Source organism: Monashia sp. HAY1-5C, assembly GCF_056755255.1.
Map to the genome: position 1 here is coordinate 1 of NZ_JBPGXG010000108.1, position 16,552 is coordinate 16,552.

General features: G+C 71.1%; 13 protein-coding genes. 2 read left to right on the plus strand and 11 right to left on the minus strand.

Annotation, left to right across the window (positions count from 1 at the left end):
* Positions 1–16: 16 nt before the first annotated feature.
* From ACR9ZK_RS15645 to ACR9ZK_RS15670, 6 genes are all read right to left on the minus strand, one after another.
* Entirely contained in the window at positions 17–1,372 is a 1,356-nt protein-coding gene (locus tag ACR9ZK_RS15645) for a glutamine synthetase family protein (protein WP_481342877.1), read from the minus strand.
* Positions 1,373–1,381: 9 nt separating this feature from the next.
* On the minus strand, positions 1,382–2,143 hold the full coding sequence (locus tag ACR9ZK_RS15650) for a FadR/GntR family transcriptional regulator (RefSeq protein ID WP_481342878.1): 762 nt from the start codon (positions 2,141–2,143) through the stop codon (positions 1,382–1,384).
* A 1-nt stretch (position 2,144) separates the two neighbouring features.
* A complete protein-coding gene (locus ACR9ZK_RS15655) occupies positions 2,145–3,734 on the minus strand; it encodes an amino acid permease (RefSeq protein ID WP_481342879.1) in 1,590 nt (529 codons plus the stop codon).
* 177 nt (positions 3,735–3,911) lie between these two features.
* Entirely contained in the window at positions 3,912–5,009 is a 1,098-nt protein-coding gene (locus tag ACR9ZK_RS15660; protein WP_481342880.1) for a branched-chain amino acid aminotransferase, read from the minus strand.
* Positions 5,010–5,164: 155 nt separating this feature from the next.
* Positions 5,165–6,229, minus strand: a complete 1,065-nt coding sequence (locus ACR9ZK_RS15665; RefSeq protein WP_481342881.1) for a 3-isopropylmalate dehydrogenase — start codon at positions 6,227–6,229, stop codon at positions 5,165–5,167.
* Between the two features lie 113 nt (positions 6,230–6,342).
* Positions 6,343–6,423: a 3-isopropylmalate dehydrogenase gene (locus ACR9ZK_RS15670; protein ID WP_141821957.1), complete on the minus strand. Its 81-nt coding sequence runs from the start codon at positions 6,421–6,423 to the stop codon at positions 6,343–6,345.
* A 329-nt stretch (positions 6,424–6,752) separates the two neighbouring features.
* Between ACR9ZK_RS15670 and ACR9ZK_RS15675 the strand changes: the two genes are divergently transcribed.
* Positions 6,753–8,114: an AI-2E family transporter gene (locus ACR9ZK_RS15675; protein WP_481342883.1), complete on the plus strand. Its 1,362-nt coding sequence runs from the start codon at positions 6,753–6,755 to the stop codon at positions 8,112–8,114.
* Positions 8,115–8,137: 23 nt separating this feature from the next.
* Here ACR9ZK_RS15675 and serA read toward each other — a convergent pair whose 3' ends face one another.
* The 4 genes from serA to ACR9ZK_RS15695 form a co-directional block, all read right to left on the minus strand.
* Complete coding sequence (gene serA / locus ACR9ZK_RS15680) at positions 8,138–9,721, minus strand: phosphoglycerate dehydrogenase (RefSeq protein ID WP_481342884.1); 1,584 nt, start codon at positions 9,719–9,721, stop codon at positions 8,138–8,140.
* Between the two features lie 167 nt (positions 9,722–9,888).
* On the minus strand, positions 9,889–10,917 hold the full coding sequence (gene ilvC, locus ACR9ZK_RS15685) for a ketol-acid reductoisomerase (RefSeq protein WP_481342885.1): 1,029 nt from the start codon (positions 10,915–10,917) through the stop codon (positions 9,889–9,891).
* Between the two features lie 89 nt (positions 10,918–11,006).
* Positions 11,007–11,519 (minus strand): acetolactate synthase small subunit, encoded by a 513-nt coding sequence (ilvN, locus tag ACR9ZK_RS15690; protein WP_076259910.1) that lies wholly within the window; start codon positions 11,517–11,519, stop codon positions 11,007–11,009.
* 8 nt (positions 11,520–11,527) lie between these two features.
* Positions 11,528–13,417, minus strand: a complete 1,890-nt coding sequence (locus ACR9ZK_RS15695) for an acetolactate synthase large subunit (RefSeq protein WP_481342886.1) — start codon at positions 13,415–13,417, stop codon at positions 11,528–11,530.
* 423 nt (positions 13,418–13,840) lie between these two features.
* Between ACR9ZK_RS15695 and ACR9ZK_RS15700 the strand changes: the two genes are divergently transcribed.
* Complete coding sequence (locus tag ACR9ZK_RS15700; protein ID WP_481342887.1) at positions 13,841–14,797, plus strand: GNAT family N-acetyltransferase; 957 nt, start codon at positions 13,841–13,843, stop codon at positions 14,795–14,797.
* A 35-nt stretch (positions 14,798–14,832) separates the two neighbouring features.
* Here ACR9ZK_RS15700 and ilvD read toward each other — a convergent pair whose 3' ends face one another.
* On the minus strand, positions 14,833–16,533 hold the full coding sequence (ilvD, locus tag ACR9ZK_RS15705; protein ID WP_481342888.1) for a dihydroxy-acid dehydratase: 1,701 nt from the start codon (positions 16,531–16,533) through the stop codon (positions 14,833–14,835).
* Positions 16,534–16,552 lie beyond the last annotated feature (19 nt).

Consider the following 16,552-nt stretch of genomic DNA (forward strand, 5'->3'; position numbering starts at 1 on the left):
TCCGTCGTCGGCAGCGTCAGATGTGTATAAGAGACAGGTCGGTGACGGCGGCGTTGAACGCGGCGATCTCGACGTCGGCGGCGTTGACGTAGTGCCCCACGACGTCGGCGCCGAAGACCGTGCGGGCCAGCGTCGACCCGTCGAGCAGGTCGCGGGCCTCCTGGAGCGTCGAGGGGACGCGCAGCTTGTCCGAGGTGTAGGCGTTGCCCTCGAAGGCGTCCTCGAGGACGAGCTCCTGCTCGATGCCGTGGAGGCCGCCGGCGAGCATCGCGGCGACGCCGAGATAGGGGTTCATGTCGCCACCGGGCACCCGGTTCTCGACGCGCATCCCGGCACCGTGACCGACCACCCGCAGCGCGCAGGTGCGGTTGTCGTGACCCCAGGCGACGGCCGTCGGGGCGAAGCTGCCGGGCTGGAACCGCTTGTAGGAGTTGATGTTCGGAGCATAGAAGTACGTGAACTCGCGCATCGTCGCCAGGACACCGGCGATGAACTGGTCGAAGACGGCGCTCTGCCCGTGCGGGCGCGCGTCGTCGGCGAAGACGACGCCGCCGTCGAGACCACGCAGGGACAGGTGGACGTGGCACGAGCTGCCCTCGCGCTCGTCGTACTTGGCCATGAACGTGATCGACTGGCCGCGCCGGGCCGCGATCTCCTTGGCGGCGTTGCGGTAGATGACGTGGTTGTCACACGTGGGGACGACCTCGTCGTAGAGGAAGGCGATCTCGTGCTGGCCGAGGTTGCACTCCCCCTTGGCCCCCTCGACCGTGGCTCCCGCCGCGTACATCTCGTTTCGGATCTCGCGCAGCAGCGGCTCGACGCGGTCACCACCGAGGATCGAGTAGTCGACGTTGTACCGGTTCGCGGGCGTCAGGCCGCGGTAGCCCTGGTCCCACGCCCGGTCGTAGGAGTCCTCGAAGACGATGAACTCCAGCTCGGTGCCGCAGTAGGCGCGGAAACCCATCTCGGCCGCCCTGTCGACCTGGGCCTTGAGGACCTGGCGCGGCGACTGGCGCACCGGGCCGCCACCGTCGAGCCACGCCAGGTCGCACTGGATCGTCGCCGAGTGCGGCGCTCCGGGCGTGCGGCGCAGTGTGGACAGGTCGAGGTCGAAGAGCATGTCGCCGTAGCCGCGCTCCCACGACGAGATGGCGTAGCCGTCGACCGTGTTCATGTCGACGTCGACGGCGAGCAGGTAGTTGCACCCCTCGGTGCCGGCCTCGAGCACGTGGTCGAGGAAGTAGTGCCCGTGCAGGCGCTTGCCGGCAAGGCGGCCCTGCATGTCGGTGAAGGCGACGACGACGGTGTCGATCCGGCCCGTGCCGATCTCGTCGCGCAGCTGGTCCAGGGTGAGCGTCGGGGCTGCTGCCATGTGCAGGTCCTATCCGATGAGTCCGCGCAGGAGCGCCGAGGTGGCGTCGCAGTGCTCCTCCATGACGGCCCGGGCACGCTCCGGGTCGCCCTGCAGGATCGCCGCGACGATGTCGTGGTGCTGGGTGTTCGAGTGCTCGATGTTCCGGCTCAGGACCGGGATCGCGGTCAGCATGTCGTGCAGCGCCGCCTGGGCCCGCGTCACGGCGTCGACGAGCATCGGCGAGCCGGACAGCGTCGCGATGGCCAGGTGCAGGCGCGAGTCCGCGACCCGGTGGGCCGCGTCGTCGGCCGCCTCGTCGACGGCGCGCAGGCTGTCGGCGAGCCACGCGCGCTGGTCCCCCGCGAGCGGCTGCGACGCCGCGAGCCAGGCGGCGCCCGGCTCGACGACCCGGCGGAAGGTCAGCGCGTCGACCATCGCCGCACCGCTGCGCACCGGAGCGGCCCGGCGCTCCCACGTCGCGGCGTGGACGGCGCCGTCGTAGGTCACCCACGTGCCGCCGCCGCGACCGCGCCGGGTCGTGACGAGTCCCGACTCGCGCAGCGCCGCGATGGCGTCACGCAGCGTGTTGCGCCCGATACCCAGCCGCTCGGCCAGCTCGCGCTCCGGCGGCAGCTGCTCGCCGTCGGGGAGGACCCCGAGCCGGATCGCCCGCGCCAGCTGCTCGACGGCGTGCTCGAAGGCGTTGCCGGACGCCGGACGCAGGACCGCGTCCGGCAACGCCGTCAGGCCCAGCGGCTGGGGCGTCTGGGCTCCCCCGACGGGCTCCATGTCAGCCGAAGATCTCCGCGGCCGGCTTGGTGTCGTGCCCCGCGGGCACGTCCCGCATGAAGTGCCGGCGACCACCGGCGAACCACGCCACCGTCGAGAAGACGACGACGACGCCGACCGCGACGGGCGCGTAGTTGAACGTGTCCACCGTGACCGGGCTCGCCGGCGGGAGCATGAAGAGCACGACGATGAAGACGACCCACGCGACCGAGACCCAGCCGATGGGGGCGCTCCAGCGGCCGAGGTTCCACCGGCCCGGCCGGAAGTCGGGGTTGCGGCGGCGCAGGAACACCGGCACGACGTAGGCGATGTAGAGGCCGATGACCGCGATCGAGGTGACCGCGAGGTAGGCGGTCGTGGAGGCGAGCGCGGGCGCCGTCAGGACGACCGAGCACCCGACGCACAGCCAGATGGAGTTCGTCGGCGTCCCGGTGCGGGGGTTGACCTGCGACCACCACCGCGACCCCGGCAGCGCGTTGTCGCGCGAGAACGCGTACGACATGCGCGAGTTCGCGGTGACCGAGGCCATGCCGCAGAAGAACTGGGCGACGGCGCAGATGAAGAGCAGGAAGATCCCGAGCGAGCGACCCGCCGCGTCGATGAAGATCTGGGCGGGCGGCAGGCCGATGTCGGTGTGCAGCGCGCCGTCGTAGCTCTGGATCGCGGCCGTGACCGCGACGAGCAGCACCCAGCCGGCGAGGATCGACACCCACACGCTGCGGACGATGCCCTTGGGGGCCTCGACCGACGCGTTCTTCGTCTCCTCGGCGACGTGGGCCGACGCGTCGAAGCCGGTGTAGGTGTACTGCGCCATGAGCAGGCCGATGAGGAAGGCGTAGAACGGCGCGCCCCAGCCGGTGCGGTTCTCGAAGTGGGTGAAGGTCCACGAGAGGTCCTGGTGCTTGTCGGGCACGACGACGAGCACGCCGACGATGACGGCGACGCCGACGAGGTGCCACCACGCGCTGACGTTCGACAGCACCTTGACGAGGTCGACGCCGAACGTGTTGAGCAGCCCGTGCAGGACGATGACGACGAGGAACGCGACGAACGTCGACCCCGCCGTGACCTGAAGGTCGAAGACCAGGCTCAGCAGCGCCATCCAGGTGACTGCGGCGCCGTAGTCGATGGCCGCGGTGACGGCGACCTCGCCGAGGAAGTTGAACCAGCCGACGTACCAGGCCCAGACGCGCTTGTTGCGGCGGGCGAGGCGACCCGCCCAGAAGTAGAGGCCGCCGGCCGTCGGGTACACCGAGCAGACCTCGGCCATCGCCAGCGCGACGCAGAGGACGAAGACGCCGACGAGCGGCCAGCCGATGGAGATGGCTACGGGGCCGCCGGCGTTCATGGCGATCGCGTAGCTGGTGATGCAGCCGGCGAGGATGGAGATGATCGAGAACGACACGGCGAAGTTCGAGAACCCCGACATGCCGCGGTGCAGCTCCTGCTTGTAGCCGAGCGACGCGAGCAGACCCTCGTCGTCGTGGTGGTCGGCGGACGCGGCGGCGGCCGGACCGGGCCGTGTGTGGAGCGGTGTGTCGAGCGGCGGGTCGAGTGGAGGACCGACGGGAGGGGACGGAGGAACGCTCATGCACTACCTCGCAAACATCAGGCGGCAGACCTTTGCCTGCCGCATCATGTGATGCGTGGCATCAAATACCCGCAGAACCGGCGGCGTCAATGGTTCCGCTTCAAACCTTTTCCGCCGGCCTTCGCTGACAGGCGAGCTTCGGTGGACGGGTCCTCTCCCGTCGGCGACGACGCGGCGTCAGACGAGGCGCGTCATCCAGCCGTGGGCATCCTCCGCGCGGCCGTACTGGATGTCGAGCAGCGCGGAGCGGATGGCCTCTGCGTAGCGGTCCTCGTGGCCCTCGCGGCGGTGGTCGACCGAGCCGCCGTCCCAGCGCAGCTCGCCCACCGGGGTGATGACGGCCGCCGTGCCGCACGCGAAGATCTCGACGATCTCGCCGCTCGCGGCGCCCTCCTTCCACTCCTCGATGGGGATGCGCCGCTCCTCCGGCTCGAGGTCGAGCTCCTTGGCGATCTCGAGGATGGAGCTGCGGGTGACGCCCTCGAGGATCGTGCCGGTGAGCTCGGGCGTGATGATGCGCCCGTCCTTCGTCACGAGGAACAGGTTCATCCCGCCCAGTTCCTCGATGTAGGTGTGCGTCGAGGAGTCGAGGAACACCGCCTGGTCGCAGCCGTGCTCGATGCCCTCGAGCTGGCCGGCGAGCGACGAGGCGTAGTTGCCGCCGCACTTGGCGGCGCCGGTGCCACCCGCACCCGCGCGCGCGTACTCGGTCGAGATCCACAGGGTCACCGGCTTGAGGCCGCCGGGGAAGTACGCGCCGGCCGGCGAGGCGATGACCGAGAAGGTCACCTGCTGGGCCGGGCGGACGCCGAGGAAGGCCTCGGAGGCGAACATGAACGGGCGCAGGTAGAGGCTCTTCTCGCCCGCGTCGCCGGCCGGCACCCACTCCTGGTCGACGGTGACGAGCTGGCGCAGCGACTCGATGAAGTCGGCCTCGGGCAGGACCGGCAGGGCGAGGCGCCGGGCCGAGCGGGCGAACCGGGCCGCGTTGGCCTCGGGACGGAAGGTCCAGATCGAGCCGTCGGCGTGCCGGTAGGCCTTCATGCCCTCGAAGATCTCCTGCGCGTAGTGCAGGACGGCGGCGGCCGGGTCCATCCGGAACGGGCCGTACGGCTGGACCCGGGCGTTGCCCCACCCGGCGTCGGCGGACCAGTCGACGAGGACCATGTGGTCGGTGAAGACCTTGCCGAAGCCGGGGTTCCGGAGGATCTCCGCGACGCGCTCGGGCGGGGTGACGTCGTCGCGACGCGTGACCTCGAAGGACAGCTGGGTCATGTCAAACCTCCACGGGAGCCGGTCGGCGGTGATCCACTGCAGGCTATCGCCCACATGGTGAGACGGCGAAGCCGGGCCGGTCGACCGGCCCGGCCTCGTCCTGGAGTCGTGGGGACTCGTCGGAAGTCGTCGAGAGTCAGGAGTCGTCGACGACGTCAGAGACGGCCGGCGATGGCGTCACCGACGGCCGAGGTCGAGCGCGGCGCGTCGCCGCGCTCGGCGAGGTCCTCGGCGACGGCCGACTCGATGCGGGCCGCGTCGGCGTCCAGGCCGAGGTGCGCGAGGAGCATGCCCGCCGACAGGATCGCCGCGGTCGGGTCGGCCTTGCCCTGGCCGGCGATGTCGGGGGCCGACCCGTGCACCGGCTCGAACATGCTGGGCGTGGTGCGCGCCGGGTTGATGTTGCCCGAGGCCGCGAGGCCGATGCCGCCCGCGATGGCGGCGGCGATGTCGGTGAGGATGTCGCCGAAGAGGTTGTCGGTGACGATGACGTCGAAGCGGCCGGGGTCGGTCGCCATGAAGATCGTCGCCGCATCGACGTGCTGGTAGGCGGTCTCGACCTCGGGGAACTCGGCCCCGACCTCCTCGACGGTGCGCCGCCACAGGTGGCCGGCGTGCGTCAGGACGTTGTGCTTGTGCACGAGGGTCAGGTGCCGGCGCGGGCGGGCCTGGGCCCGGGCGAAGGCGTCGCGGACCACACGCTCGACGCCGTAGCGGGTGTTGACGCTGACCTCGGTCGCGATCTCGGCCGGGGTGCCGACGCGCAGCCCGCCACCGTTGCCGGCGTACGGGCCCTCGGTGCCCTCGCGGACGACGACGAAGTCGATCCCGTCCGGCGCGACGCGGGCGACGTCGAGGGGGCTGGCCACCCCGGGGAACAGCTTGGCGGGGCGCAGGTTGACGTAGTGGTCGAGGGCGAAGCGCAGGGGCAGCAGGACACCGCGCTCGAGGACGCCGCTCGGCACGCTCGGGTCCCCGATGGCCCCGAGCAGGATGGCGTCGTGGCCGCGCAGCTCGTCGAGGACCGAGTCGGGCAGCGTCTCGCCGGTGGCGTGCCACCGGCGGGCACCGAGGTCGTAGTCGGTCGTCGCGAACTTCGGCCCGCTCGAGCCGGTGGCGGCGTCGAGGACCTTGAGCGCCTCGCCGACCACCTCGGGACCGATGCCGTCACCTCCGATGACGGCGATCGAGTAGGCATCCTTGACCTGCGTCTCTCCCATGCTGCAAGCCTAGAGGCCGTCTTGTGATGTGGAACGCTCGTCTCATGTCCTGAGCACGACGAAGGCCCCCGCCCGGGTGTGCGGGGGCCTTCGTCGACGGACTTCGGCGGAGCTCAGTCCTCCGTGTGGCCCTGGTCGCGCAGGTCCATCGACTCCTGCAGCGCCTGTCGGGCGGCCATGGCGTCATCGCTCATGGGGATCACATCCTTCGTGCCAGTTCATGTGTGGTCTCAGGGCTCGAGCCCGGGTGGGCGAACCGTCAGCGATGGGGAACGCGGGATCTCCGCGGCGAGGTCGCTGACTACTGGGACTCGCCGCGGCTGGCGATGAGGAGTACGAGCTGCCGCGTCATGCGTTCGACGGTACGCCTGGCTACTGGGGGGTAAAGGGGGTTTCCAGAAACTGAGACGCGACGTCCGGCATCCGTGCAGGAGGACGACGGGCGTGTGGCGCAGGCGACGCGGGGACGGCCACCCGCTCCGGCCTCCCCCGCTCGACAGGTCCCGCGCCGTACGCTCGGCGCGTGAGCGCTGACCACGAGCCGGGGCCCGCGCCCGCCGCGGACAAGACCTCGCAGCCGACCACGGAGCCGACCACGGAGCCGACCACGGAGCGGACCACGGAGCCGGGCCCGCACCCGTCCGCGCACCCGACCCCTGCCGGGCACGCGGTGCACCTCGCGCACGCGGTGCACCCGGAGCAGCGGTTCGAGGAGCGCGCCCGATGGGTCGCCGTGACGCCGTCGAACGCCCGACGCGTCGTCGCCACGGTGCTGGCAGCGCTCGTCCTCCTGTGGATCGCGGTCACCGTCTTCCAGTCGGTCAGCTCCTTCCTCTTCCTCCTGCTGCTCGCCTGGCTCGTGTCCATCGGCATGGAGCCGGTGGTGCTCTGGCTCAGCCGGCGGGGGGTCAAGCGCGGGCTCGCCACCGGCCTGACGATGCTCGGCATGCTGCTCGTGCTCGGCGGGCTGGCCGAGCTGTTCGGGGCCGTGTTCGCCTCGCAGCTCTCGCAGCTCGGCACCCGGCTTCCGGACGCCGGGGCAGCGGCGCTCGACTGGGTCAACGCGACGTTCCACACGTCGTTCGACCTCGCCCAGCTGCAGAAGGCGCTGTCCCTGACACCCGACAAGTTCGGCGAGCTGGCCGGCAAGTACGGCGGCGGCATCCTCGGTGTCTTCGGGTCGGTGCTGACGTTCGTCTTCGACGCGCTGACGATCCTCGTGTTCGCCTACTACCTGTCGGCCGAGAGCCCGCGGCTGCGCCAGACCATCGGGTCCTGGCTGCCGCAGCGCTACCAGCGCGTCTTCATCACGGTCTGGACGATCTCGGTGGAGAAGACCGGCGGCTACGTCGTGTCCAAGGTGCTGCTCGCGGCCCTGTCGGCGGTGTTCCACGCCACGTTCTTCTGGTTCGTCGACGTGCCGTTCTGGTTGCCGCTCGGCCTCTTCGCCGGCATCGTCGGCCAGTTCATCCCGACCATCGGCACCTACATCGGCGTGGCCCTCCCGGCACTGTTCACCCTGCTCGGCAACCCCCTGAGCGCGCTGTGGATCGTCATCTTCGCCACGGTCTACCAGCAGGTCGAGAACTACGTCTTCACACCGCGCATCAGCCAGCGCACCATGGACGTCCATCCCGCGGTCGCCCTCGGGGCGGTCATCGCGGGTGCCGCGGTCTGGGGTCCGATCGGCGCGCTCATCGGCATCCCCATCGCCGCCGTCGCCCTCGCCATCCTCGACACCTTCAGCAAGCGCCACGAGCTGCTGCCCGAGCTCGCCGACCTGGTCGACCTGGTCGACGAGGCCGACGAGGCCGACGAGGCCGACGAGGCCGAGCGGACGCGGTCTGCCGAGGCCGACGCGGACGCGTCGGGGGCTGCCGGCTGAGGGCCGGTCGGGAACCCGCCGCGTCAGTCGTCGAGGTCGACGGCGGTGAACGTCTTGGCGTCGACGACGTCGGACAGCTCGGCCGCGAGCGCCGCCGGCACGTCGGAGTCGACGTTGAGGACGCCGATGGCGCGGTCGTCCTGACGCGAGACCTGCATGCCGCCGATGTTGATGCCGGCATCGCCGAGGATGCGTCCGACGTTGCCGATGACTCCCGGCCGGTCGGAGTACTCGAAGACGAGCATGTGGGCCGACAGCGGGACCTCGAGGTCGTGGCCGTTGACGCCGACGAGCTTGGCGACCCTCTTCGGTCCGGTCAGCGTTCCCGAGACCGACACGACCGTGCCGTCGGCCAGGGTGCCGCGCAGGGTCGTGACGTTGCGGAAGTCGCCCGAGTCGGGGTCGGTGACGAGGCGCACGACGCAGCCGCGCTGCTCGGCGATCACCGGGGCGTTGACGTAGGTGACGGCGTCCTCGACGACGTCGGTGAACAGGCCCTTGAGGGCGACGAGCTTCCACACGCTGACGTCGTGCGCCGTGATCTCGCCGCGGACCTCGACGTCGAGCTGGGCGGGGACCGTGCCCGCGACCGCCGTGAAGATGCGACCGAGCTTCTCGACGAGCGGGATGCCCGGGCGGACCTCCTCGGCGATGAACCCGCTGCTGACGTTGACGGCGTCCGGGACGAGCTCGCCGCCGAGGGCGAGCCGGACCGACCTGGCGACGGCGATGCCCGCCTTCTCCTGGGCCTCCTCCGTCGAGGCGCCGAGGTGTGGCGTCACGACGACGGAGTCGTACGCGAACAGGGGCGACCCGGTGGTCGGCTCGGTGGCGAAGACGTCGATGCCGGCGCCGGCGACGCGGCCCTCGGCGAGAGCCCGCGCGAGGGCGGTCTCGTCGAGGATGCCACCGCGCGCGGCGTTGACGATGCGGACGGTCGGCTTGACCTTGCCGAGGGCCTCCTCACCGATGAGGCCGAGCGTCTCCGGCGTCTTGGGCAGGTGGATGGTGATGAAGTCGGACTGGACGAGCAGCTCGTCGAGCCCCACGAGGTGGGCGCCCAGCTGGCCGGCCTTGGCCGGCGAGGCGTACGGGTCGTAGGCGAGGATCCTCATGCCGAAGCCCTTGAGCCGCTCGGCGACGAGGGCGCCGATCCGGCCGAGGCCGACGATGCCGACGGTCTTGTCGAGCAGCTCGACGCCGGTGTACCTGCTCCGCTCCCAGGCGCCGCTCTTGAGGGCGGCGTTGGCCGGCGCGATGTTGCGCGCCGTCGCGAGGAGCAGGCCGACGGCGAGCTCGGCGGCCGAGGTGATGTTCGAGGTCGGCGCGTTGACGACCATGACACCGGCCTGCGTGGCGGACTGCACGTCGACGTTGTCGAGCCCGACCCCCGCTCGCGCGATCACCCGGAGCCGCTTGCCCGCCGCGATGGCTTCGGCGTCCATCCTCGTGGCGGAGCGGATGAGGACGGCGTCGACGTCGGCCAGGGCCCGCAGCAGCTCCTCGCGGTCGGCCCCGTCGGCGCGACGGACCTCGAAGTCGGGCCCGAGGGCCTCGATCGTTGCGGGCGAGAGCTCTTCGGCGATGAGGACGACGGGCTTGCTCACGAGGTTGCCTTTCGGACGGACGAGGCGCCCGTCCGTGGAGGGATGCGGGCCATCGAGGGCACCACGGTGTGCCGCGAGCCACTCTAGGCGCGTCGGTCGGCCGAACGCACGGCCGGCCACCTCCGAGTGGGGGTGGCCGGCCGTCGGGTCCGGCGGTCAGGAGGCGCTCAGCGAGCGGCGCTGCCCTCGGTGTAGTCGGCGTCGGTCTGCTTGACCCACGCCATGAGCTTGCGCAGCTCGCGTCCGGTCGCCTCGATCGGGTGCTGGGCACCCTTCTCGCGCAGGGCCTTGAACTCCGGCGCACCGGCGTCCTGGTCGTCGATGAACCGCTTGGCGAAGGTGCCGTTCTGGACGTCGGCGAGGACGGCCTTCATGTTCTCCTTGACCCGCGGGTCGATGACGCGCGGCCCCGACACGTAGTCGCCGTACTCCGCGGTGTCGGAGACCGACCAGCGCTGCTTGGCGATGCCACCCTCGATCATGAGGTCGACGATGAGCTTGAGCTCGTGGAGGCACTCGAAGTAGGCGACCTCCGGCTGGTAGCCGGCCTCGACGAGCGTCTCGAAGCCGTACATGACGAGCTGGCTCGCGCCACCACAGAGGACAGCCTGCTCGCCGAAGAGGTCGGTCTCGGTCTCCTCGGTGAACGTCGTCTTGATGCCGCCCGCGCGCAGGCCGCCGATCGCCTTGCCGTAGGCCTTGGCGAGGTCCCAGGCCGTGCCGGACGCGTCCTGCTCGACGGCGAGGAGCACGGGCACGCCACGGCCGTCGACGAACTCACGCCGGACGATGTGGCCGGGACCCTTGGGAGCGACCATGAGGACGTCGGCGTCGGCCTCGGGCTTGATGTAGCCGAAGCGGATGTTGAAGCCGTGGCCGAAGAGCAGCGCGGCGCCGTCCTTGAGGTTGGGCTTGATGTCGTCGGCGTAGACCGTCCGTTGCACCTGGTCGGGCGTGAGGATGACGACGAGGTCGGCGTCCTTGACGGCGTCCGCGACGGACGACACCGGCAGGCCCTCGGCCTCGGCCTTGGCCCGGCTCTTGCTGCCCTCGGCCAGGCCGACGCGGACGTCGACCCCCGAGTCGCGCAGGTTGAGCGCGTGGGCGTGGCCCTGGCTGCCGTAGCCGATGACGGCGACCTTCTTGCCCTGGATGACGGACAGGTCGGCGTCGTCGTCGTAGAACATCTCGGCCATGGTGGCCTTCTCCTTCGGTTCGGTGTGCGGTGGGTCTGGGTGGTGCGGGGGGTCGACGCGCCTGCGGCGCCCGGCGAGGCGTCGGCCGGTCAGGCGCTGCGCAGGCTGCGGTCGGTGATGGAGCGGCCGCCGCGTCCGACGGCGACCATCCCGGACTGGACGAGCTCCTTGATGCCGAACGGCTCGAGGACGTCGAGCAGCGCGCGCAGCTTGTCGGAGTTGCCCGTCGCCTCGACGACGACGGCGTCGGTCGTGACGTCGACGACCTTGGCCTTGAACAGGTGGATCGTGTCGACGATCTGGCTGCGGGTGGCAGCGTCCGCGCGGACCTTGACGAGGATGATCTCGCGCTGGACCGACGCGGTGGGGTCGAGCTCGACGACCTTGAGCACCTCGATGAGCTTGTTCAGCTGCTTGGTCACCTGCTCGAGGGCCGCGCCCTCGACCTCGACGACGACGGTCATCCGCGAGATCTCCGGGATCTCCGTCGGGCCGACGGCGAGCGAGTCGATGTTGAAGCCGCGCCGGGAGAACAGGGCCGCGACGCGCGTCAGCACGCCGGGCTTGTTCTCGACGAGCACGGACAGGGTGTGCTTGCTCATGCCCGGCCTCAGTCCTCTCGCTCCCAGACCGGCGCCTCGTGGCGTGCGGCCTGGATCATGTCGTTGCTGACGCCCGCCGGGACCATCGGCCACACCATGGCGTCGCGGTGGACGATGAAGTCGATGACGACGGGTCGGTCGTTGGTCTCCAGCGCCTGCCTGATGACGGCGTCGACCTCGTCGGGCGTCTCCGCGCGCAGGCCCAGGCAGCCGTACGCCTCGGCGAGCTTGACGAAGTCGGGGACGCGCTGCTCGAGGGGCTGCAGGTTGGTGTTGGAGTAGCGCTCGTCGTAGAAGAGCGTCTGCCACTGGCGCACCATGCCGAGGCTGCTGTTGTTGATGACCGCGACCTTGATCGGGATGTTGTTGATGACGCAGGTGGCCAGCTCCTGGTTGGTCATCTGGAAGCAGCCGTCACCGTCGATGGCCCAGACCGTGCGCTCCGGCTCGGCGACCTTGGCCCCCATGGCGGCCGGCACGGAGTAGCCCATCGTCCCGAGGCCGCCGGAGTTGAGCCAGGCGTTGGGGCGCTCGTACTGCACGAACTGCGCCGCCCACATCTGGTGCTGGCCGACGCCGGCGACGTAGGTGGCCTCCGGGCCGGTCAACGCGCCGATGCGCTGGATGACGTACTGCGGCGAGAGCGTGCCGTCCTCGCTGTCGGTCCACCCGAGGGGGAAGGTCGACTTCCAGCCGGCGACGCGCTCGCGCCACTCGGCGTAGTCCCACGCGCCCGAGCCGGGCTCGGCCGCCGCGCGGTCGTGGGTGATCTGGACGATGAGGTCGTCGATGACCTCGCCGACGTCGCCGACGATCGGCACGTCGGCGATGCGGTTCTTGCTGATCTCGGCCGGGTCGATGTCGGCGTGGATGACCTTGGCGTCCGGCGCGAAGGTCGACAGCTGGCCGGTGACCCGGTCGTCGAAGCGGGCGCCGAGGGCGATGATGAGGTCCGACTTCTGCAGGCCCGTCACCGCGGCCACGGTGCCGTGCATGCCGGGCATCCCGAGGTTGAGCGGCTCGCTGTCGGGCACCGTGCCACGGGCCATGAGGGTCGTCGTCACCGGGATCTGTGTCAGCTCGACGAGTCGACGCAGCTGCTCGCTCGCCCGGGCGCGGACCACACCACCGCCGACGTAGAAGATCGGACGCCTGGCCGCGGCGATGAGCCGGGCGGCCTCGCGGATCTGCTTGCCGTGCGGTCGCAGGACGGGCCGGTAGCCGGGCAGGTCGATCGGTGGCGGCCAGGAGAAGGTCGTCGTGGCCTGGAGCGCGTCCTTGCTGATGTCGACGAGGACCGGCCCCGGCCTGCCGGTCGAGGCGACGTGGAAGGCCTCGGCGATCGCCTGCGGGATCCTGGCCGGGTCGGTGACGAGGTAGTTGTGCTTGGTGATCGGCATCGTGATGCCGCGGATGTCGGCCTCCTGGAACGCGTCGGTACCGATGGCACCGCTCGACACCTGCCCGGTGATGGCGACGATCGGCACCGAGTCCATGTGCGCGTCCGCGATGGGCGTCACGAGGTTCGTCGCGCCCGGCCCGGAGGTCGCCATGCAGACACCGACCTTGCCGGTGGCGGCCGCGTAGCCTTCGGCGGCGTGGCCGGCACCCTGCTCGTGACGCACGAGGATGTGGCGCACCTTCTCGGAGTCGAGCATCGGGTCGTAGGCCGGCAGGATGGCGCCGCCGGGGATGCCGAAGACGGTGTCGGCGCCGATGGCCTCGAGGGAGAGTACGAGCGCCTGGGCGCCGGTGACCTCGCGGGCCGGGGCGGCGGGCGCGACCGGCGCCGCGGCACCGGGGTCGCTGGGCCGCGCCGGGGAGGACGGCGTCGGACGGTGACGGGCCAGGGAGGCCACGTCCGCGGGCGAAGGCGCCTGCTTCGTCGTGTCGCTCACGATCTCATCCTTGTCTCGAGCACTGCACGGTGTTGCGGTCTCTGGTGGCCGGCGACCCTCGTCCGTCCCTCGTGGACCCGTCCCGGCCCACAAAAAAACCCTTCGGTCCCAAGGCGGGACGGAAGGGAGCGCGCTGACCGGTTCTGCTGGTCGGCGCGCTAGGAAAGTACGAGGAGTCGGGCCACGCGTCAACCGTCCTACGCGGCCCCAGCGGTGTCAATCGGCCGTACTGGCTGTCTCAGCATGTGGCACCGGGGTCTCACCCACTGTCGCGGCGGCCGAGGGGCCCGGCGCGACGGCGGAAAGTCGGTTGAGGGGTCGGCGTGGCGCCAGGACACTGGCGTCACGGCCCGTCGGGCTCCCGCCCGGTCGGTGGGCCATCACCCCTCCCGGCACCACCGGGACACCCGCACCGGAGAGACCATGACGACACCGATGCCCGAGGCGACCCACGACGTCAACGACCTCGGCCTCGAGCACCTCGAGGGCGTCTCGTGGCGCCCGCTGCGCCGGGAGGAGGCGCGGGACGTCTACGAGCTGATGCGCGACGCCGAGCTGGCCGACGTCGGCACCGTCGTCATCGAGGAGGCCGACATCGTCGGGGACTGGCAGCGCCCCAGCTTCGACATCGACCGCCAGACGATCGGCGTCTACGACGCGGGCCGGCTCGTCGCGTACGGCGAGGTCGACCGTGGCCGGTGGGGGCACGCCCACGTCCACCCGCTGGCCCGCGGGCGCGGCATCGGCACGGCCCTGGCGCTGTGGTGCCAGCGCCTCTCGCGGCGTGACGGGACGGGGCTCGTCGGCCAGCCCGTGCCGGCCGGCTCGAGCGGCGAGCGACTGTTCGAGTCCCTGGGGTACCGGCCGCTGTGGACCTCGTGGGTCCTCGAGATGCCGCGCGGCAAGCAGATCGAGCCGCAGCCGATCCCGGCCGGGTACACGGTGCGCGCGGCCCGGGACGAGGGCGACCACCGCGTCGCGCACGAGGTCGTCGAGGACGCCTTCCTCGAGTGGTCGCAGCGTGACCGCGAGTCCTTCGAGGACTGGGCGGCAGGGACCGTGCTGCGGCCGGGGTTCGAGCCGTGGCACCTGCGCCTCATGACCGACCCGTCCGGCGCCGTCGTCGGGGTGGCGCTGCTCATGGTCAACGAGGACGTCGGCTACATCGACAAGCTCGCCGTGCGCCGCGACCACCGCGGCAGGGGCCTGGCCCGGGCGCTGCTCGTCGACGCCTTCGCCGCGGCGCGCGCGCACGGTGCCACCCGCTCGGAGCTGTCCACCGACTCGCGCACCGGCGCGCTCGGCCTCTACGAGAAGGTGGGCATGGAGGTGACGTCGACGTGGCGCCACTGGGCGATCGACACCAGCGGCACGCCCTGAGGGCGCGCGGCCGCGCCCCAGCCGCAGACCGCGCCTCAGCCGCAGACCGCGCCCCCGCTCGCCGAGCCGACGAGCTTGCGGTACTTGGCGAGGACGCCGCGGGTGTACTTCGGCTCCGGGTGGGTGACACCCTCGGCGCGGCGGCGCTGCATCTCCTCCTCGTCGACGAGCACGTCGAGCGTTCCGTTCGCGACGTCGAGACGGATCGTGTCACCGTCGCGGACGAAGGCGATCGGGCCGTCGTCGACGGCCTCCGGGGCCACGTGCCCCACGCAGAGGCCGGTCGTGCCGCCGGAGAAGCGTCCGTCGGTGAGCAGCAGGACGTCCTTGCCGAGGCCGGCGCCCTTGATGGCGCCGGTCACGGCGAGCATCTCGCGCATGCCGGGACCGCCCTTGGGCCCCTCGTAGCGGATGACGACGACGTCGTTCTTCCTCAGCGAGCCGTCCTCGACGGCGTCCATCGCGGCGCGCTCGCCGTCGAAGACGCGGGCCGTGCCCTCGAACACCGACTCGTCGAAGCCGGCTGACTTGACCACCGCGCCCTCCGGCGCCAGCGACCCCTTGAGAATGGTCAGCCCGCCGGTGTGGTGGATCGGCTCGGACAGCGCCCGGACGACCTTGCCGTCGACGTCCGGCGGACGGACGTCGGCGAGGTTCTCTGCGAGCGTCTTGCCCGTCACCGTCAGGCAGTCGCCGTGGAGCAGCCCGGCGTCGAGAAGGGCCCGCATGACGACCGGCACGCCCCCCACGCGGTCGATGTCGGTCATGACGAACTGGCCGAACGGCTTGACGTCGGCCAGGTGCGGCACGGTGGCGCCGATGCGCGCGAAGTCGTCGATGGTGAGGTCGACGTCGGCCTCGTGGGCGATCGCGAGCAGGTGCAGCACGGCGTTCGTCGACCCGCCGAAGGCCATGACGACGGCGATGGCGTTCTCGAACGCCTCCTTGGTCATGATGTCGCGCGCACGGATCCCCCGGCGCAGCAGCTCGACGACGGCCTCACCCGACTTGCGGGCATAACCGTCGCGCCGGCGGTCGGTCGCCGGCGGCGCCGCCGAGCCGGGCAGCGACATGCCGATCGCCTCCGCCACGGAGGCCATCGTGTTCGCGGTGTACATGCCGCCGCAGGCACCCTCGCCCGGGCAGATGGCGCGCTCGATGGCGTCGACGTCCTCACGCGACATGCGCCCGGCAGCGCACGCACCGACGGCCTCGAACGCGTCGATGATCGTGACGACCTTCTCGGTGCCGTCGGAGAGCTTGGCGATGCCCGGGAGGATGGACCCGGCATAGAGGAACACCGACGAGAGGTTGAGCCGTGCGGCGGCCATGAGCATGCCGGGCAGCGACTTGTCGCAGCCCGCAAGCAGGACCGACCCGTCGAGGCGCTCGGCGTTCATGACGGTCTCGACCGAGTCGGCGATGATCTCGCGGGACACCAGGCTGAAGTGCATGCCCTCGTGGCCCATCGAGATGCCGTCGGACACCGAGATGGTGCCGAACTCGAGCGGGTACCCGCCGCCGGCGTGGACGCCGTCCTTGACCGCCTTGGCGAGCCGGTCGAGCGACAGGTTGCACGGGGTGATCTCGTTCCACGAGCTCGCGACGCCGATCTGTGGCTTGGCGAAGTCGTCGTCGCCGAGGCCTACCGCCCGGAGCATCCCCCGCGCGGCGGTCTTCTCCAGACCGTCCGTGACGTCGCGGCTACGGGGCTTGATGTCGGGCGTCTGCGTCATGAAGGCAGCATAGGACGCC

Bases quoted from the DNA above. Each gene is read 5' to 3' on its own strand.
- ACR9ZK_RS15645 (WP_481342877.1), bottom strand. From the start codon at position 1,372: ATGGCAGCAGCCCCGACGCTCACCCTGGACCAGCTGCGCGACGAGATC.
- ACR9ZK_RS15650 (WP_481342878.1), bottom strand. From the start codon at position 2,143: ATGGAGCCCGTCGGGGGAGCCCAGACGCCCCAGCCGCTGGGCCTGACG.
- ACR9ZK_RS15655 (WP_481342879.1), bottom strand. From the start codon at position 3,734: ATGAGCGTTCCTCCGTCCCCTCCCGTCGGTCCTCCACTCGACCCGCCG.
- ACR9ZK_RS15660 (WP_481342880.1), bottom strand. From the start codon at position 5,009: ATGACCCAGCTGTCCTTCGAGGTCACGCGTCGCGACGACGTCACCCCG.
- ACR9ZK_RS15665 (WP_481342881.1), bottom strand. From the start codon at position 6,229: ATGGGAGAGACGCAGGTCAAGGATGCCTACTCGATCGCCGTCATCGGA.
- ACR9ZK_RS15670 (WP_141821957.1), bottom strand. From the start codon at position 6,423: ATGAGCGATGACGCCATGGCCGCCCGACAGGCGCTGCAGGAGTCGATG.
- ilvC (WP_481342885.1), bottom strand. From the start codon at position 10,917: ATGGCCGAGATGTTCTACGACGACGACGCCGACCTGTCCGTCATCCAG.
- ilvN (WP_076259910.1), bottom strand. From the start codon at position 11,519: ATGAGCAAGCACACCCTGTCCGTGCTCGTCGAGAACAAGCCCGGCGTG.
- ACR9ZK_RS15700 (WP_481342887.1), top strand. From the start codon at position 13,841: ATGACGACACCGATGCCCGAGGCGACCCACGACGTCAACGACCTCGGC.
- ilvD (WP_481342888.1), bottom strand. From the start codon at position 16,533: ATGACGCAGACGCCCGACATCAAGCCCCGTAGCCGCGACGTCACGGAC.